Below are 18,041 nucleotides of genomic sequence, written 5' to 3'. Positions count from 1 at the left end.
TTACTGGTTTGTGGCGATTATTTCTTGAATCCTTAATTGGCGTAATACTACTATTTGCTGCAAGTATTTACGGCTATGAGTATGTAATCTACGGCAAAACCGATCCCGACTTGGTGGATGCCAACTTAAGAGTAGAAGCATTTCGCGACATCATGAATCATGTCGCGATCAATGAGAGTGATGAGCAGGCGATTGCTTTGCTTGAGTCTTTCGCAGCGAAAACACATCGTTTACTTGATGCTCATACTCCCGCAGAGCTGCCTGAAGAGGTGGCTTTTCATTTTGAAGAGCAGCCAGACGTACATTTCCTGCTAGATGAAAATGATCACTTGTGGCTCAAATTCGACAACAACTCCAATTACTATCATCTCACCGATGATCCCGACTCTGAGCTGATTAAAGCGATAGAATTTGCTAACCAAGTCGTTTGGTTATTCTTTTTTGCAGGCTTTGTGGCCTTTAGCTTTTTGTTGATTTGGTTCTTGAGCCGCCGTTTGCGTGTCCTTGAAAAGACCGCCAATGAGTTCGCGAGTGGTAACCTTGAAGCGAGAGCCTCTGAGGGGCAATGGGTACGACTAGGTAAGCTCAATAAATCTTTCAATCACATGGCAACGAAAATCGCCAATCTTATGGTGAGCAACAAAGCGCTGACTAATGCCGTTGCTCATGAGCTGCGTACGCCGATTTTCCGTATTCAATGGCAAAGTGAAGTCCTGATGGAGCAGCTTAGCGATCCTGATGCGAAGCAGCAGTTAGCCAGTATTATTGAAGATACCGAAGAGATGGAGCATCTTGTGGACGAGTTGCTTTACTACGCACGAGTAGAGCGCCCTGATGCAGCCATTGAACTTGAACAAATTGACATTGCAGCGTGGCTAAAAGAGCATCACGTGAAATGGCAAACCCATATTGGTCATACGTTTGATTTACAGGTGATGAGTGAAAGCTTAAACGTAAATATGGACCGTTTTCTGCTGTGCCGCGCGCTGGTTAACTTAATAAGCAACGCAAAGCGTTACACTGAGCAACGTATTGTCGTCAAGCTGGTGGAAGATGACGATAATATTGCCATTGAAGTGCACGATGATGGTATCGGTGTCGACCCAGAGCACTGGGACCGTTTGTTTGATCCTTTCTATCGTGTTGATAAGTCCCGTGACAGAGCCTCTGGTGGTTATGGTTTGGGATTGGCCATTGTTAAGCACATTATGCTGCGTCACGGTGGCAATGTAGAAGTTAGCCATAGTGAACTTGGCGGGGCATGTTTTACCTTGGTGTTGCCTCACTCTTCACACGCATAAAGCACCTTGTTTAAGGTGCTTTAGCTCTCCTCTATTAGTTTGTTGCCGCTTCGTCTGCATGAAGGCAGACGAGCGTCTACGTCCGGTGATATACTTCGCGCTATGGATTGGACATAACAAACTGAACTGAATGAAATTTATCCACACTTCTGATTGGCACCTCGGCCGGCAATTCCATAACGTGTCTTTGCTTGAAGACCAGCAGCACGTACTTGAGCAAATCACCCACTATCTCACTGAGAATGACATTGATGCATTGTTGATTGCAGGTGATGTTTACGATCGCTCCGTGCCACCAACCGCTGCAATTGAAGTGCTCGATGAATTTCTTAACCATGTTATCGGCCAACTGAGTATTCCGGTAATCATGATTTCAGGAAACCATGATGGCGCTAAACGTTTGGGCTTCGGCTCAAGACAGTTTGGTCAAGCAGGTTTGCACATCATCAGTTCGTTAGAGCAAATTACCACTCCGATTGAAATTAAAGACAAAAACGGCGAGTCGGTGCTGTTTTATGGCTTACCTTATGCTGACCCAGAGCAAGTAAGACACCACTATAAAGTGTCCGTCACCAACCATGATGAAGCCCATATGCACCTTGCCGATCAGTTGAATGCTGTGTTGGACTCATCCAAACGAAATGTGTTGCTCAGTCATTGCTTTATCGATGGTGCACAGACTTGTGAGTCTGAGCGTACCCTGTCTATTGGCGGTGCAGACCGTGTTAGCTACGAACATTTTCAGCACTTTGACTATGTTGCCCTTGGGCACTTACATCAGGCGCAAAAGCGGGGCGCTGAGCATATTCGTTACTCCGGTTCCATTATGAAGTACTCGTTCTCAGAGCAGCATCATAATAAGGGCATGACGCTGGTTGAGTTCGTCGCAGGTGAGCATAAGCCAAGCATTACAACGGTTCCGCTCACTGCACCACATAACATGCGAGTTATTGAAGGTGATTTGGCTGACTTATTGGAGCAAGGTAAAACGGATCCTAAGGCCGATGATTACTTGTTAGTCAGGCTGACGGATAAACATGCGATATTAGATCCAATGGCTAAGCTTCGTGAGGTCTACCCAAATGTCCTGCACTTGGAGAAGCCAGGTATGCTGATTGGTGTTGAAACCGAAATGGGACAGGCAAGGCTAGGGCGTTCGGAGCTCGACATGTTCCAAGACTTCTTCTTGGAAGTGCAAGGCGATGACATGACCGATAGCCAAACCGAGATGATCGCGGATGTGTTAAACACGCTTCAGCAAGCGAAACAGGAGCAGTAACCGTATGAAACCATTAACGCTGACCCTGCAAGCTTTTGGCCCTTTCTCGGGTGTTGAGCACATTGACTTTCGCACCTTAGGTGACTCACCACTATTTTTGATCAATGGGCCGACTGGCTCAGGCAAAAGCTCGATCTTAGACGCGATCTGTTATGCATTGTATGGTGAAACAACAGGCAGTGAACGTACCGGCGATCAAATGCGTTGTGACTATGCCGATGTCAAGCTTTTAACCACAATTACGTTCGAGTTTGAACTGGCCGGGGTTCGCTATCAAATTACTCGTAGCCCAGATCAAGAGGTGCCTAAGCAGCGCGGTGAGGGGATGACGAAAAAGTCTCATGCAGCCCAGCTTATTAATCTTGATAGAGACGCGCTGATTGCCAACAAGCCCAAACCTGTTGCTACCGCTATCCAAGAGTTGATTGGATTGGACGTAAAGCAATTCCGTCAGGTCATGGTTATCCCACAGGGTAAATTTCGAGAACTATTAACGGCAAGTTCTAAAGAGCGTGAAGCGATTTTTGGCCAGTTGTTCCAAACTCAAATTTACACCACGATTGAACGTGTGTTGTTTGAGCGTGCTGCGGGTATTCGCAAGGCTAAAGAAGAGTTCGACAATCAAATTAAAGGCGCACTGGATGTTGCCTCGATGGAGTCGGAATCACAGCTCTCGCAAAAGTTAGTTGAGCTAGCGCCAGTGCTTGAGCAGGCAGGCAAGGAACTTAAACAAGCGGAGATCGTGCGAGCGAACGCGCAACAAGAGCTTGATACTGCGCTTGAGCTTGAGAAAAAATTCGCGTTAAAAACCGAACTTGAACAGGCACAACGTAAGCACCTGCAAGGTAGTGACGCGATTGAATTGACTAAGTCTCAGCTCGATGCTCATAGGGCATCCGCAGCTATTCAGCCTGATTATGACCATCATTTACGTTTAACCAAAGAGTCCGCCACTTTAGCTGAGCGACTGCAAACTGGGCGCAGTAAAATAGCTCAGGCGCAGCAAAATCAATCCAAGGCTCAGGCCGCGTTTGATGATGCTAAAAAAGCCAATGATGATGCCGAGTCATTAAAACAAGAGCGGTTTGAGCTGAGTGCTTTAGCAGAGCGCCTAAAAGAACTTGATAGCAAGAAAATGGCATTACAGCAGGCGAATCAACAGCTTGGGCATGTTACGGCTGCGCAAACGTCTCTTGCCGAACAGCTCAACGCAATGACTCAACAGGAAGAGGGGTTGCGTGCTGCGTTTGTCGATGCTGAGAAGCAAAAGTCACAGCTTAGTGAACTCACCCTTTCTCTGGATATTGAGAACAAGAAGCAGCAGGCTCTGCAATCTATCGCGAGCATCGACGCTCAGCTACTTGATCAGCAGAAACAACGAGCGGAGTTGGTTGGTGTAATAACCTCGCAAGAACCTGTTGTGAACAAGACACGTCAAACGCGCACCGAAGCGGAAATTGCTTGGCACAGCGGACAAGCGGCTTTGCTGGCCGCTTCTCTTGAGCAAGATAATCCTTGCCCGGTATGTGGTAGCTTAGAGCATCCCAATATTGCCACCTTCGCGGGTGAAGTGGTGACACTTGATCAAGTCAATGAACTAAGAGAAGTTGAAACCGCAGCGAAAGACGAACTTAGTCGCCAACAACAGTTAATGGCTGAGCTTGAAAGTCAAATAGCTACTCAAGTCACGCGCAGGCAAGAGTGGTTGGATTCTTTGGGTGTTGATCAACAGCAGGACGTTGCTCATCTCACTCAAAGTGTCCAGCAGAGGATTGCTGAATTATCAACGCGTATTACCGCATTACAAGCGCTGAATATGGAGTTAATGCAGACGCAATATCAGCAAGCAACCGCAAAACGCGTTGAATTGTCTCAACAGCTTGAACAAACGACCAATCAAGTGAATGAAGCCACTAACCAAGTCCAGCAGCTTAGTGGCGTCGTTAGCTCATTAGAGGCGAGCAACAATACGGGTTATGCGACAGCGCTAGCGGTACTGGGACGTCAGCAAGCTATTGAGACTGAACTTGTTCAAAAGGCAGCGGCTCTAGAGAAGGCGATGCAAGCATTGAAACAGGCGGGTGAAACGCTTGCGAAATTTGAATCTCATTTGGATACGTTGCAAAAACAGTTCGAAGAGTTAGAGCTTTCCCGAGAAAACGCGTCGACGGCATGGAAGGCAGCGCTAGAAAGCAGTGTATTTGAGTCAGAGCAAACGTTTTTGAACGCTAAGCTTCCCCCGGAAAGTGTCGAACAAAAGGCGAAGCAAATTGAGCATTATCAACATGAAGGCATTCGCCTTAAAGAGCAGCTCAATTTACTGACAGCTCAGCTTAAAGAGCAATCAATGCCAGCGATTGAGCAATTGATGCTGAATAAGCAGCAAGCAGATGCTGCTTATCAGTCGGTGCTTGTGCAACATCAAACGCATCAATCGCAACAAAACAATTTGCTTCAAGTCCGCAAACGAATCGAAACTCTTCGCTTACAGAATGAAGAGCTGGACAAACAGTATCAAGTCGTGGGTACCTTGAGTGACGTTGCTAATGGACGAACCGGCAATAAAATCAGTCTTCACCGTTTTGTTCTTGGCGTTTTGCTAGATGATGTTCTGATCCAAGCGTCGCAACGACTAAGACTAATGAGTAAAGGGCGTTATGATTTGAAACGTAAAGAATCGCGTTCTAAGGGTAATGCGGGCTCTGGCCTTGATCTTATTGTCGAAGATGCTTATACCGGAAAATGGCGCGACGTAGCAACGCTCTCAGGCGGTGAGTCATTCATGGCTGCATTGTCACTTGCGCTTGGTCTGTCTGACGTTGTGCAGTCTTACAGTGGTGGAATAAGGCTTGATACTCTGTTTATTGACGAAGGCTTTGGTAGCCTCGATCCCGAATCTCTTGACCTTGCGGTACAAACGCTGGTTGAGCTTCAACAATCAGGCCGTACGATTGGAATCATTTCCCACGTGTCTGAGTTAAAAGAACAAATGCCGCTCCGACTGGATGTACATGCATCACGCGTCGGTAGCACGGTTAGTTTGGTCAATTAGGAGAAACAACATAATGCGCGACCAAATCACTTTTTTTGAACGCTTCGAAGCCGATATCATGGCCGGTAAAAAGACCATCACGATTCGCGATAAATCAGAGATTGATTTCGAACTCGGCCGTACCATTCCAGTCGCCACATTCGAAGATGGACGAGTATTCGGTAACTTGAATATTCGCTCCATCACACCAATTTCATTCGATGACATCAACGCAACACACGCTGAGCAGGAGAACATGACTATCCCGCAGTTGCGTGAGGTAATTAGTGAGATTTATCCTGGTGAGGATGAGTTGTATGTGATTGAGTTTGTGGTGGTATAGAGGTATTTAGTCGTGGTGTTCAGATAGACAGAACACCACACTCTTATGCATCTTGATCATGTTCTTCCAGCTTCGACAGCTTGTGTGAGTAATAAACATTTTGAGAAAAAGCGATTAGAAAAACAAAAAAGAAAAGGCCAGTTTTGATCGTTTCATTCGCTTCTCCCCAGTACCAAACCACAAAGCCCAGTAATACTGAGTAGAATATCACCTTCATGAGTACGTTTATTATCATAAGTAGAACCTCGAGCTTTTGGTGGTGGTTCGATGACGCTGTTCTTGTTGGGCTTTTATGAGCTCTTGTTTGTTCATGTAGATGCAGCCCCAAATAACCAACATGATCCAGTGCTGTCTTCCATTCTTTTCTGAGACCAGATATTTTTGATGAGATCTTTGCCTCCCAACACAGAAGCGCCAACACCAATATATCCAACGACAGAATCAATAGAAGCGTGAAATTTGATGTCCTCTAGCAGTTCTTCCGTTGAAAGGGACCATATTCCCCATTGTGGGTTAACAAAAGTAGTGTCCAGTGCCTTAGTGATGATAGAGCCCATGAGAGCTCTGTTTTCAACTGAGCGAATGGTTTGCATGGCTTCTATTCTTTGCTGCCTGCTGAGGTGGCGATACAGTATCATCACTTTGCATCATTGGCATCCAAAGATATAAGATTTTGTGCATATGATAAGCAATAGACAAGGTATCGCTCAGATTTCTTTCTTTGAATAGATCAGCGTAACAAATACCGTTGAAACTCAGTGTTTAAGCAAAGTGCTTATGTGTGATTGGTCAAAGACTTTCAAACTTTTTTCACGTTTATATAGTTGGGCGGTAACTCGCTTCGACATAATGTGTAATTTTCAATGCCAGTTGTAATCTTATGGACCTAACATGAGTCGAAGCGAAGTACGAGACGGCAGATTCTGGTTGAGCATATGTCGATGTAGCTAAATAACTAATGGAATAGAAGTAATATGAAGGCTGGCAGTTCCTTAAAGATAAGAGTCGCTTCAGACGGAGACTGGACAAATATATATCAACTTATTGAAGATAATATGTTGCAGATGCAGCTAGAGTTGAACCTCGATTGGAAGCCCGACTCTATCGTTCGACACTATCAGTCAAAGTCGGTGTTGGTCGCCGAGCTGGGACAACAAGTGGTTGGATTTATCGCCTTTCATATTTCTGAAAATGTACTGTATATAGACTCGTTACAGGTCGTTAAAACGTTACAGCATCGGTTGTTGGGCTATAGGCTTATCAAGACGATGCTTGGTTACCTAAGCGCAAAGCAAGATATAGTGAGCATACGTTGTTGTGTGTTTGAAAATAATCCAGCTCAAAAGCAATACTTTGCTGCGGGTTTTAAGCAAATACAGCGTAAAGATGGGATACTAACGCTAGAGGCCGAATTAGAGAGCTTGTTGTCTAAACTCGGCCTAACTGACAGAGTGAATCACCTTACCCAAACAACAACCTCTGACAGGCTAATAGCGACTTAGGCAGTGGTACTTTCAGTTCCCATGTTCTTGGGATGTCTTGTTCAGTTCCTTGATAACACGCTGCTAGTGTCGCACCGAGCAGTATCGCGCGGCCGCAGTTGTCTCCAGCACACAGTATGTTTTCACGAATGGCGGCTTCGTAGCTAGTGGCATTCAGTAGCAGGTGAACGGTCACAGGGAAGGAGGCTTCCAAACCGCAGTGCATACCGAGTTCTGTGGCGACCTCGTTAGAGGGCTTTAAAACCCGCTCTTCGGCGAGCTTAATAGCTTCGTCGGTTAGATCTGACAGGCCTTTAGCACTATGTACGCTTTCTAATGGCGTTTTACCTGATAATGCGGCTTTCAAAATGGCCGCAGAGGCGAGGGCATAAGCGACTGCTGTATCATTGTTGTTGGTGACGCGCACCGCTGACTCAACAAGTTGGTTGAGGTTTTTATCATTATGATGAACGGCTAACAGTGGAGGCAGTTTAGAAACCGCGGGGTTTTGTGTGTCGTCTGCTCCCAGATTCGACAATGGCTTATCTTCAGCTTCAAGCGCATGAGCGGTAAGCAGAGTGAGTTTGGTCGGCTTATCTATGTAACCACGCCACTTGCCTCCCATATCAAACCATTCTCGAAAGGCTTGAATGTATTTCGCTTCGTCGTATTGTCCATGCTTCGCAATAGCATCTAGCATCGCGATCATTTGGACTCCATATTGGGAATAGTCACCGGGCTTTTTGCCTTCGTGGGCGTAATAGCCTTTATCTATATAGTCTTTGGCATTGGGTGCGTGGAACTCTGGCGTGCCATTCGAGAGGGTTTTGATGGCGACTTGGTCATATAACCAATGAAAGCCCATTGACGCAGCATCGGCGACCAGTGCGCCAATCACGGAATTTAATGCTCGATTATTTTCACTATTCATCACGTGTCCATACATCACAGAAGTAATCCTTGAGTCTGTTATTGTAGGCGCTTTGGGGTAGACTTTTTTGGGGCTAACGCAAATTTTTGCGTGATCTCCTTAGTGTTCGAATAAGGCTACTGGCCTCATGAGATAATTTCTGTACGGAACTTTGTGAAAGGAAGAGCGATGAAAGACGAGACTTTATCAATACATCACGGCTACGAAACGGATCCAACCACCAAGTCGGTAGCAACTCCCATCTACCAGACTGTGGCGTATGAGTTTGACAGTGCGCAGCATGGTGCCGACCTCTTCAACCTTGAAGTTCCGGGAAATATTTATACCCGCATCATGAACCCAACCAATGATGTGCTTGAGCAGCGAATGGCTGCGTTGGAAGGCGGTATTGCCGGTCTTGTGGTGAGTGCAGGTAGTGCGGCCATCAACTACGCCATTTTGACGCTGGCAGAGGCGGGAGACAATATTGTATCGACGCCTCAGCTCTATGGTGGAACCTACACTCTGTTCGCGCACATGTTGCCAAAGCAGGGGATTCAGGTGAAATTTGCCAAAGACGATAGCCCAGAGTCGCTAGCAGAGCTTATCGATGAAAATACCAAAGCCGTCTATTGTGAATCGATTGGCAATCCGGCGGGTAATATCGTGGATATTGAGGGGATTTCGACACTCGCACATCAGGCGGGTGTGCCTGTTATTGTTGATAATACGGTTGCGACGCCGGTACTGTGTAAACCGATTGAGTTTGGTGCAGATATCGTTGTCCATTCGTTAACTAAGTATGTTGGCGGCCATGGAACCTCCTTGGGAGGCATCATCATTGATTCTGGTAAATTCCCTTGGGATAAGCATAAAGATCGTTTCCCAGTGTTTAATCAGCCTGAGCCTTCGTATCACGGGGTTGTCTATACGGAGGCGTTTGGTCCAGCGGCATTCATAGGTCGCGCACGTACAGTACCGCTTCGTAATACCGGGTCGGCATTGTCACCTATGAACGCGTTTATGCTGCTTCAGGGTCTAGAGACCTTATCGCTGAGAATGGAACGGCATACCGAAAACGCCATTAAGGTTGCGGAGTTTTTGCAAAACCATGAAAAGGTGAGTTGGGTATCTTATGCAGGTTTGGAAAGCTCGCCGCATTTTGAATTAGCCGCGAAATACATGAAGGGTAAGCCGTCTGCTATTTTGTCATTTGGATTGAAAGAAGGCTACGAAGCGGGCGTTCGTTTCTATGACGCGCTCGCAATCTTTAAGCGATTAGTGAATATTGGCGATGCTAAATCCCTTGCTTGTCACCCAGCGTCAACGACCCATCGTCAGATGAGCGAGAGTGAGCAACGCGAAGCTGGTGTAAGACCTGAAATGATTCGTTTGTCGGTAGGCATTGAACACATTGATGATATTCTGGCCGATCTTGAACAAGCTTTGAAAGCGTAAACTTGAGAAATAAAAAATCGGGCCTTTAGTTTGGCCCGATTTTCGTTATGTATTACTGATACTTATTGTGTCGTTTCTACCATTTCTTCAACAGTGTACTCAAACTCTGGAACCGTGATTTCAACGCGGCGGTTTTGTGCACGGCCTTCTTTAGTCGAGTTATCAGCAACTGGGTTTGCTTCACCCATACCACTTACAGACATTCTCGAACGGTCGATACCTTGAGATTCTAGGTAAGCCGCAATAGACTCTGCACGTTCTTCAGAAATGCGTTGGTTGACTTCTTCTGGGCCTGAGGAATCGGTGTAACCAACGATAGTGACGGTCGCCTCTGGGTGCTCATTCATCAACGCGATAAGAGGATCAAAGTCAGACTTCTTACTCTCTTCGAGCTCTGAGCTATTGAAGGCGAACGTTTCTTGACCTTGAACTTGTTCAAAGGTTTTAGTCAGGATAACCGCTTCTACAACAGGTGGCTGTTCTTCCACAGGGGCTTGTGTTGCCGCTGCTGCCGTCGCTGCTGCCGCCGCTGCCGCGTTACCAAATGAGTAGGAAATGCCTAGCCAGAAGGTATCAACATCTGTGTCAAACCAACCATCTTTAACACCATTGATACGTTGATATTCTAAACGGCCAGACCATGCAGTGGCGAAATCATACTCAACACCGACACCACCCATGAGTGCAGTTTTTTTGCGATCGCCATAAACGGTGTATGCGCCACCAATTTTACCAAATACTGCCCAGTCATCAGTAAATGGATAAGAGAACTTGGGTGCTAAAGTGAATGCACTCATGTTGGCATCTTGGCGATAACCCGTAGAACCTTCGATGAACGAAGTTTCGTAGCTACCTAGCCAGTCATAAGCGAACTCAAGTGCGATATAGTCGTTCCAATCGTATCCGCCAAAGAAACCTGCACTAAAACCACTATCTGTACAAGGTGCTCCGGAGATGTTACAGGCGTCGGAGAGTTGTGAACCCCCTAAACGACCCCCTATATATGTGCCTTCGTCGGCGAAGACGGGCGCTGCTGCCGTTATAGCGCCTATTATTGATGCTGCTACCACTGTTTTTCTCATAATGACGTCCTTTTAATCGTTAACGATGCGATTAGATACATCACCTGTAAAAATAGGTTAGCTTGTGGGGATTTTCAAAAATAACAAATAAGTTTCATATTGTTGCAGGCCGTTTCGTGTTTATTGCCTGCGTCTAGTCGTTATTTGGCAGGAACGGCCGAAGGTTGCTCGTAAGATAGCGGTTTATATCGACGTAAGATCGGTTCAATGATTGATATCAGCCATTGTATCTTCTGTTCATTTTTTCGAGAGGTTTTAGCAAGGAGCGCTAAGTCGAGTTGTACTGGGGCTTTTTCTGGTACGTCCGTCGTTTGATAGCGGATGGTATAGCACTCATCGAGCAATTGAGTCATCAATGCGTGGTTGTCGACGAAAATGGTCGCCTCAGCATCACTTTTTAGCAATTTATACAGATTAATGTGCTCGTTCAAATCTGCGACGAGATACTTAACATACTCGCCATTTTTATTTCCAAACAGCACACCTGTGCCTGTATGAATGTATTTTTGATAAATAGATTGAGGCTTGTCTGTTAAAGCGTGCACTGCAAGGTCAACTTCTTCAGTCAGTAGCAAAGACTCAGAAAGCTTTGTCCATTGTCTGATTTCTATCGGTGCATTGGTGTGCTGTCGAATGGTCTGAATGATTTCTTTGCCACATGATATGAGGTAAGGCTCAATGAGGTGCAGAGTGATTTTGTCCATTGCGGCTGGTGAAAACTGATCTGGGGTCAGTGCTTCATTGATTTGATTGAGGGCGTGTTTGATTTTTGGCTCGATAGCGTTGGCGTAACTGGTCGGCGTAAGGCCTTGAGCATTGCGTATGAAAAGAGGGTCATCAAGTTCATCGCGAAGCTGAGCCAATATTTTCGATACATACGACTGGGAGCGGCCAAGTGTCAAGCCTGCTTTGGAGGTAGAGCCGGTTTCCATGATGGCAAGGAAGACACGTAGGGCATTGAGGTCATTCATATCAGCTTATACCGATGAAATTTGGACATAATTAAAACCTAAACGAAATAGTCCTTTTTCTCAATGCCTTGTGTCTACTTGAGAGTAGTTATGTAATTAATTGAGAACCACGTAGCCACGGTGTGTCATACAGTTTTTGATCACAGCTTGTTGGTCTTGTTGATACTGTTCAGCATTCTCTCGATTTGCTCTTCCGCGACCTAGTACGCCAGCTGCAAGACCCACTGCCGCGCCTTTCTTAGCGCCTTCCGTTCCGGAGCCACCTGCAATTGCTACTCCAGCAGATCCAAGTGCTGCTCCTTTGGCCGCACCGCTTATTGCGCCACCAGATGCTTGTTGTTTTTGAACCTGGCCGGCCATTTCTTCACATTTATGCAGGTCGTAGACGTAGTCCTTTTCATCCACACCTTCCATGTCAACAATAATGTTCGCGAAGCTTGGTGATGATACGAACAAAGTGAGCGCTAAGGTATAGATTGTTTTTTTCATAATCGTGACTCCAGTTGGTGAAGAGGTCATGGTAAACCATTGAAGTCTCGTGGTTGGAATATCCAGTATTACCTCTGGAATAATGAAGGATCGTTCTGGTTTGTAATTGCGCTGAAGGGGTAGCAATGGTGGTCATTTACAGTGTGAATTAGGAAGATCATCTTGAGCTTTTGTCGGTTGAACTAATGATGCGATATTGTAACAGCTGATGTATACCGTTTGGGGTTCGGCGTTGTAAGAAATTGATTCTAATCAAGTGTCTGCGTAAATATTTTGTTTCCATTTTGTAGTAACTGGATTGTCATTAACAATCAAAACCCTGAGTTAAAAGAGTCGCAGGCGGTTATGGGATTTAACATTCCTTTTTCTCATTAAGTCTATCGAGTTTTTGCATTATATTCTGTTCAAGTTGTTCAATATTATTTTCAAGCCCAAGGAAGAACCCAAGTAAATAACTATTAAGGGCATGCGAATTATTAAAAATCGCCAAGTTAAATGTTTGCTTGCGAAATATATATTGAGCACACCTAAGGGAGTAATATGAACAAAAAACTAATAATGTCACTGGTCGCGATACTGTCATGTAGTGCCTATGCATCTCGAGAAAACAGCGAGCCTATCAAGGTGATAGAGCCAGTCATTGGGCTAAACGAGGCAAAGGTTGAACTAGGTAAAACACTTTGGTTTGAACCAAGACTTTCCGCGTCGAATACAATATCTTGTAACTCATGCCACAATGTAGCGAAGGGTGGGGTTGATAATTTACCAAGCTCGATTGGACATAAATGGGCGGTAGGTGGAATTAACTCACCAACAGTGCTTAATTCGGATTTGAACTTTGTTCAATTCTGGAATGGCCGAGCGAAAGATCTTCAAGAACAAGCGGCAGGGCCGATTGAAAATCCAATTGAAATGGCATTTTCCCATGAATTGGCGATTGGCACGTTAAAATCTATCCCACAATATCGTCAGTGGTTTAAAGAGGCGTATGGTAAAGAAGAATTTACCATTACTGAAGTTACTGATGCGATAGCGACGTTTGAAAAGACTCTTCGTACACCAAACTCTAAGTTTGACCAATGGCTAAAAGGTGATGATGCAGCCCTAACCGCAGAGCAAGTGGAAGGTTATGCCCTGTTTAAACAAAAAGGTTGTACTGCCTGTCATAGTGGCCCGTTAGCGGGCGGCCAAATGTACCAGAAGATGGGACTAGTAAAAGCATTTAAGACCGAAAACCCAGACATTGGTCGTGCGGCCATTACTGGCAATGACTTTGATAAGTATGTGTTCAAAGTCCCGACGCTGCGAAATGTTGAACTCACTTATCCTTACTTCCATGATGGGTCGGAGTGGGACTTACAAAAAGCGGTAGAGATCATGGCGGACATTCAGCTCGGTCAAACTCTTACTCAGCAGGAATCGAAGAAGATTACCGCGTTCTTGAGAACGCTCACCGGTGACCAGCCGAAAGTGACGTTACCTCACTTACCGCCTTCGACACACGAAACAGCGAGACCGCAAATCTAGTTGCTGTCTATACTGAAATGAATAATTAAGCCCCAATCATGGGGCTTTGTTATTGGTAAAGGATGCTTCTTTTTGTGACATAGGTATAATGCGCTGTTCAGCGTAATGACAACTAATATCAATAAGGAATTCAGTTTGAATTTATTCGTCAGAGACCTCACTGTTATCGACTCATCTTACCTATGCGAAAAGCGAGGTATGGTAGGAGAGAGCTGGATTGTGGACGTTATCTTGTCTGGTGAGCTCAATGAGATGAGCATGGTGCTTGACTTTGGCAAGGTAAAAAAACAAATCAAACAGTTAATTGACGAATATGTCGACCATCGCCTTTTGGTACCGATGAAAAGTGAAGCCGTACGCCATGCATCTTCTGAGCGGGGCTATACGAAGCTGGATTTTCTAAGAGGTGAACAAAGTATCCACCTGCATTGTCCAGATCAGGGCTTTTGTCTAATCGATACTGATGCGATCACCATCGATTCGGTCACCGCTTATATTTACGACATATTAAAAGGCAATCTTCCAGACAATGTTCAGGGGTTAGAGATTACTCTTCGCCATGAGCCTATCGATGGGGCTTTCTATCACTATACTCATGGTTTAAAGAAACACGATGGCAACTGTCAGCGCATTGCTCACGGTCATCGTTCTCCTATTGAGTTGTTGGTTGATGGTCAGCGTGATGCCGATCTAGAACGTGCGTTTGCACTGCGTTGGCAGGATATCTATCTGGGTTCGTTGGAAGATCAGGTGAGCCTAGCGACTCTGAATCTGAGCGAGCATGCAAACAACATCAGTGATGCGACGCACTACGGCTTTTGCTACTCCGCGCCGCAAGGCGAATTTGAGCTGGCGATTGCTAAACAAGAGACAGAAATTCTCGATACCGATACGACAGTGGAGCTGCTGGCGAACTACATCGCAGATGAGGTAGACAAGACGCTTAATGAGAATCAAACATTACAAGTGATTGCTTACGAAGGAGTCGGTAAGGGTGCCATGGCATTCCGCCCTTAGTTTCTTATTCTCTCTCTAAAAAAACGCCCTTGAATGGGCGTTTTTTGCATTTTCAATCTAATCTTGATGTATCGTCCGTATAACGATTTAGACGTGGCTGACGTTTAACATGGAGAGGAAAGTGTTCAGGAAATCAAGACTATGGCTAGTGGGATTGCTGTTTGTGATCACTGGCTGCACCACTAAGTTTCTTTACAGTAACCTTGATTGGTTGCTGGTCGAATATATCGATGACTATGTCACGCTCAATGATGGCCAAGAGAACATTTTAAGCGAGCGCATTATGGTACTTGGGCGGTGGCACAAAGAGAACGAGCTTCCTCAATATATTAAACAACTAGAAGCAATTCGCACCAAAGACCCTAAACAAGTTGATAGCGATTATGTGCTTGCTCAGATGGATGAAGTAAGGGCGCACACTAAACGTTTAGTAGAGCAAGTGACCCCCGATCTATATGCACTGACGCAACAAATGAGTGATGCCCAAGTCAAAGAGCTGATTGAGAACTTTGAAGAAAAAAATCGTGAATTCGTCAAAAAGTATCAAGACATGAACGACGATGATGTGCGAGGAATTTATCAAGAGCGCATTGAGGAAAACTTTGACCGCTGGTTTGGTACAGTTACTGAGGAGCAAAAGGCGTTAGCCAAAGAGTGGGCTTCTAATATGCAAGTGACGGTGTTTGATTGGCAGCAACACCGCAGACAAATGAATTACTTCATGCGTCAGCTATTAAACAGACGCAACGATCTCGCCTACTATCAGCCCGAATTTCAAAAATTCCTAAATGATTCCGACAGTTATTACCCTCCAGAGTTACAAGCCAAACTTGATCACAACCGGCAGTTAGCGGGGAAATACGTGGCTCTGGCTGTCAACAGTGTCAATGCTAAGCAACAGGCGCATTTAATATCAGAAATCGATGAGTGGCGAAGCATTGCAGAGGATTTGATGACCTCTATGGCATTAGACCATAGTCCAAGAGAATTTCTGGTACTTACCGCATACACTAAACGGGTACTAATTTAAGGAGTGAGTACCCTATGGTGGAGTTAGGATTGTTTTGGACGGAAAAGGCGCTGTTAGTAGTAGGCGTCTTGTTTATTTTGACTGGTATTGTGCAGTACGGACGTCGCAGTCACGATTGGAAAGGCGTGGTGACCATGTTTTATAAACGTGTCCCAATGAGTGTTGATGAATACAAACGCTACCGCCTTGGTGTTGCATTGATCATTTTTGCTATTGTGGTTAGGTTAGCACTCCACATATTCTGGCCACAGTATTAACAACACAAAGCGAACTCGTTCATTTATCGCTGACACTTATTCTAGTTCACAGTCATAGCGCTGACCGTCTGTTACTCTTGATGATGCAAGGACAGCAAAGGAACGCGCTATGATGCAAATATCCTCAACTCGATCGGCACTGCCCGAAACTCTTTACACCTCTCAACAAGTTCGTGAGGGCGAACTGCTCGCTGCACAAGCGTGTCAACTCGATATGTATACCTTAATGCTAAGAGCTGGCCAAGCGGTTTTCGAGCAACTTCTTCACCAATATCCAGACGTAAAGCATGTTCTGATTTGCTGTGGCAAAGGAAATAATGGCGGTGATGGTTATGTCGTGGGTAAGCTCGCATTGGAACATAATCTAACCGTAACACTTTGGCAGGTCGGGTCTGCTCAAGAGCTTCGAGGGGATGCGGCTACCGCTCATGATGACTATGTTAATGCGGGTGGGATCATTAGTGTGCCAGAAAACACGGTTTCGAGCTCAGTGGATGTCATAGTCGATGGATTGCTTGGAACGGGTATTAAGGGACAGGTTAGGCCTTATTTTGCTCACCTTATCGATCGCCTGAATCAGGCACAAGCCCCCATTGTTGCAATCGATACTCCAAGTGGACTCAATACCGACACAGGTGCAGTTGAGGGCAGTGCTATTGATGCAGACCTGACGGTCACTTTTATTGGCGTCAAGCAAGGTTTAGTGACGGGCAGGGCGAGGGCCTATACGGGGACGTTAACTTTTGCCGGACTTGGCGTCGATGAGGTGTTCGCAAAACAGAATTCAGCTTCAGCACTACTCACGCGGCAGGCGTGGCTAAACCTCATCACTGTTCGGGCTCGAGATTCACATAAAGGACGTCAAGGGAGTGTGTTGGTTATCGGTGGTAATGATGGGATGAGTGGCGCTGCCTATTTGGCATCTTGTGCTGCTTTTAAATCGGGAGTTGGGCTGGTGGCAACGCATGTTCACCCAGAAAGCGCGCTTCCGATCCGCGCAATGCTTCCAGAGGCAATGGTGAGTGCTGATCTAGACAATAACTCTGAACATCTTAAACAGCGTTCCGATTGGGCTGATGTACTTTGCCTCGGCCCGGGTTTGGGGAGAGAGAGTTGGGGGCGGGGTGTGTTCATGTCGGCTTTTAAGTATGCCACGACGTTGAATAAGCCCCTTGTCATCGATGCTGATGGTCTTTATTGGTTAAGCACATTCAGCGATCACTCAGAGAACCGCGTGTTGACGCCCCATCCGGGTGAGGCAGCACTACTATTGGGAATCACTGCAGCAGAGGTTGAGGTGGATCGCTATGCTGCCGCCCAGCGTCTGCAACAAAAATTTGGTGGGGTTATTGTCCTTAAAGGTGCAGGTACCATTATTTGTGATGGGCAGACGAGTGTTGTGTGTCATGCAGGGAATCCGGGGATGGCAACGGGAGGTATGGGAGATGTGCTGTCCGGTGTGATTGCATCGCTGTTGGCGCAAGGTTATCCCCTATTTAGAGCGGCAGTGCTTGGCACATTGATACATAGCAGCGCAGCAGACAGAAATGCGAGGTTAAATGGGGAGTCGGGAATGATGGCCTCTGATGTGCTCAGCGATATTCGTTATGTGTGCAGTAAAAAAAACGGAAATAGGCAGTAATCCGACAAATATTTTTTCAAAGTCCCTTTTTTTTGCTTGTATTTGTGTAATTTTTAAACAGCAAGAGGGTGGGTTTTTGCGTTGATTTGGTGTGTTCGATGATAATTTCAACAGAGGCTAAACGTTTGCTCTTGAAGAATAATGATGTGTTTGCTGATTGATGTGTTTATAACTAATTGATTTATTATGACTTTGTGGGGAGTTCAATGATTTCGGGGGAGTT

At 45.7% G+C, this 18,041-nt stretch carries 15 protein-coding genes and 2 pseudogenes; 12 read left to right on the top strand and 5 right to left on the bottom strand.

The genetic code is table 11. The annotated features are described in order from the left end of the window. Window positions 1-8: 8 nt before the first annotated feature. From AAA946_RS19990 to yqfB, 5 genes and pseudogenes are all read left to right on the top strand, one after another. Window positions 9-1,301, top strand: coding sequence for an ATP-binding protein (locus tag AAA946_RS19990; protein WP_338166515.1), 1,293 nt, complete (start codon window positions 9-11; stop codon window positions 1,299-1,301). Window positions 1,302-1,431: 130 nt separating this feature from the next. After that, window positions 1,432-2,580, top strand: a complete 1,149-nt coding sequence (locus AAA946_RS19985; protein ID WP_338166514.1) for an exonuclease SbcCD subunit D — start codon at window positions 1,432-1,434, stop codon at window positions 2,578-2,580. A gap of 4 nt (window positions 2,581-2,584) precedes the next feature. After that, window positions 2,585-4,172: pseudogene (locus tag AAA946_RS24175) on the top strand (AAA family ATPase); the annotation flags it as partial. A gap of 914 nt (window positions 4,173-5,086) precedes the next feature. After that, window positions 5,087-5,632: pseudogene (locus AAA946_RS24170) on the top strand (SbcC/MukB-like Walker B domain-containing protein); the annotation flags it as partial. A gap of 13 nt (window positions 5,633-5,645) precedes the next feature. Beyond that, window positions 5,646-5,954 (top strand): N(4)-acetylcytidine aminohydrolase, encoded by a 309-nt coding sequence (gene yqfB / locus AAA946_RS19975; protein ID WP_112462586.1) that lies wholly within the window; start codon window positions 5,646-5,648, stop codon window positions 5,952-5,954. Window positions 5,955-6,262: 308 nt separating this feature from the next. On the opposite strand, the gene AAA946_RS19970 is transcribed toward yqfB, so the two are convergent. Continuing rightward, a complete protein-coding gene (locus tag AAA946_RS19970; RefSeq protein WP_338166512.1) occupies window positions 6,263-6,547 on the bottom strand; it encodes a hypothetical protein in 285 nt (94 codons plus the stop codon). A gap of 462 nt (window positions 6,548-7,009) precedes the next feature. On the opposite strand from AAA946_RS19970, the gene AAA946_RS19965 reads away from it, so the two are divergent. After that, window positions 7,010-7,456 (top strand): GNAT family N-acetyltransferase, encoded by a 447-nt coding sequence (locus AAA946_RS19965; protein WP_338166511.1) that lies wholly within the window; start codon window positions 7,010-7,012, stop codon window positions 7,454-7,456. Here AAA946_RS19965 and AAA946_RS19960 read toward each other — a convergent pair. After that, window positions 7,416-8,366: an ADP-ribosylglycohydrolase family protein gene (locus AAA946_RS19960; protein WP_338166510.1), complete on the bottom strand. Its 951-nt coding sequence runs from the start codon at window positions 8,364-8,366 to the stop codon at window positions 7,416-7,418. The two genes, AAA946_RS19965 and AAA946_RS19960, sit on opposite strands and share 41 nt — an antisense overlap. A 168-nt stretch (window positions 8,367-8,534) precedes the next feature. Here AAA946_RS19960 and AAA946_RS19955 point away from each other — a divergent pair, with 168 nt between their 5' ends. After that, window positions 8,535-9,803 (top strand): O-acetylhomoserine aminocarboxypropyltransferase/cysteine synthase family protein, encoded by a 1,269-nt coding sequence (locus tag AAA946_RS19955; RefSeq protein WP_338166509.1) that lies wholly within the window; start codon window positions 8,535-8,537, stop codon window positions 9,801-9,803. A 62-nt stretch (window positions 9,804-9,865) separates the two neighbouring features. Here the strand turns inward: AAA946_RS19955 and AAA946_RS19950 are convergent, their stop codons facing one another. From AAA946_RS19950 to AAA946_RS19940, 3 genes are all read right to left on the bottom strand, one after another. Next, window positions 9,866-10,885: an OmpA family protein gene (locus AAA946_RS19950; protein ID WP_338166508.1), complete on the bottom strand. Its 1,020-nt coding sequence runs from the start codon at window positions 10,883-10,885 to the stop codon at window positions 9,866-9,868. Between the two features lie 140 nt (window positions 10,886-11,025). Continuing rightward, window positions 11,026-11,856: a LysR family transcriptional regulator gene (locus tag AAA946_RS19945; protein WP_338166507.1), complete on the bottom strand. Its 831-nt coding sequence runs from the start codon at window positions 11,854-11,856 to the stop codon at window positions 11,026-11,028. Between the two features lie 96 nt (window positions 11,857-11,952). Further along, window positions 11,953-12,345 carry a glycine zipper family protein gene (locus tag AAA946_RS19940; protein WP_338166506.1) on the bottom strand — a complete coding sequence of 131 codons (393 nt, stop codon included), beginning with the start codon at window positions 12,343-12,345 and terminating at the stop codon, window positions 11,953-11,955. A 540-nt stretch (window positions 12,346-12,885) separates the two neighbouring features. Here AAA946_RS19940 and AAA946_RS19935 point away from each other — a divergent pair. From AAA946_RS19935 to AAA946_RS19915, 5 genes are all read left to right on the top strand, one after another. Further along, entirely contained in the window at window positions 12,886-13,872 is a 987-nt protein-coding gene (locus AAA946_RS19935) for a cytochrome-c peroxidase (RefSeq protein ID WP_338166505.1), read from the top strand. A gap of 135 nt (window positions 13,873-14,007) precedes the next feature. After that, a complete protein-coding gene (locus tag AAA946_RS19930; protein WP_338166504.1) occupies window positions 14,008-14,889 on the top strand; it encodes a 6-pyruvoyl trahydropterin synthase family protein in 882 nt (293 codons plus the stop codon). Between the two features lie 121 nt (window positions 14,890-15,010). Beyond that, a complete protein-coding gene (locus AAA946_RS19925) occupies window positions 15,011-15,919 on the top strand; it encodes a DUF6279 family lipoprotein (protein WP_338166503.1) in 909 nt (302 codons plus the stop codon). 17 nt (window positions 15,920-15,936) lie between these two features. Then, window positions 15,937-16,176 (top strand): hypothetical protein, encoded by a 240-nt coding sequence (locus AAA946_RS19920; protein ID WP_338167206.1) that lies wholly within the window; start codon window positions 15,937-15,939, stop codon window positions 16,174-16,176. Between the two features lie 109 nt (window positions 16,177-16,285). Further along, entirely contained in the window at window positions 16,286-17,818 is a 1,533-nt protein-coding gene (locus AAA946_RS19915) for an NAD(P)H-hydrate dehydratase (RefSeq protein ID WP_338166502.1), read from the top strand. The last annotated feature ends 223 nt before the right edge of the window (window positions 17,819-18,041 follow it).

This window comes from Vibrio sp. 10N (genome assembly GCF_036245475.1).
In the GTDB taxonomy this organism is placed as follows: domain Bacteria; phylum Pseudomonadota; class Gammaproteobacteria; order Enterobacterales; family Vibrionaceae; genus Vibrio.
This window is presented reverse-complemented; position numbering and strand designations above follow the sequence as displayed.

What these genes read in the sequence shown, in the direction of transcription:
- AAA946_RS19985 (WP_338166514.1), top strand. Translation starts at nt 1,432, where the DNA reads ATGAAATTTATCCACACTTCTGATTGGCACCTCGGCCGGCAATTCCAT.
- yqfB (WP_112462586.1), top strand. Translation starts at nt 5,646, where the DNA reads ATGCGCGACCAAATCACTTTTTTTGAACGCTTCGAAGCCGATATCATG.
- AAA946_RS19970 (WP_338166512.1), bottom strand. Translation starts at nt 6,547, where the DNA reads ATGCAAACCATTCGCTCAGTTGAAAACAGAGCTCTCATGGGCTCTATC.
- AAA946_RS19965 (WP_338166511.1), top strand. Translation starts at nt 7,010, where the DNA reads ATGTTGCAGATGCAGCTAGAGTTGAACCTCGATTGGAAGCCCGACTCT.
- AAA946_RS19960 (WP_338166510.1), bottom strand. Translation starts at nt 8,366, where the DNA reads ATGAATAGTGAAAATAATCGAGCATTAAATTCCGTGATTGGCGCACTG.
- AAA946_RS19955 (WP_338166509.1), top strand. Translation starts at nt 8,535, where the DNA reads ATGAAAGACGAGACTTTATCAATACATCACGGCTACGAAACGGATCCA.
- AAA946_RS19950 (WP_338166508.1), bottom strand. Translation starts at nt 10,885, where the DNA reads ATGAGAAAAACAGTGGTAGCAGCATCAATAATAGGCGCTATAACGGCA.
- AAA946_RS19945 (WP_338166507.1), bottom strand. Translation starts at nt 11,856, where the DNA reads ATGAATGACCTCAATGCCCTACGTGTCTTCCTTGCCATCATGGAAACC.
- AAA946_RS19940 (WP_338166506.1), bottom strand. Translation starts at nt 12,345, where the DNA reads ATGAAAAAAACAATCTATACCTTAGCGCTCACTTTGTTCGTATCATCA.
- AAA946_RS19935 (WP_338166505.1), top strand. Translation starts at nt 12,886, where the DNA reads ATGAACAAAAAACTAATAATGTCACTGGTCGCGATACTGTCATGTAGT.
- AAA946_RS19915 (WP_338166502.1), top strand. Translation starts at nt 16,286, where the DNA reads ATGATGCAAATATCCTCAACTCGATCGGCACTGCCCGAAACTCTTTAC.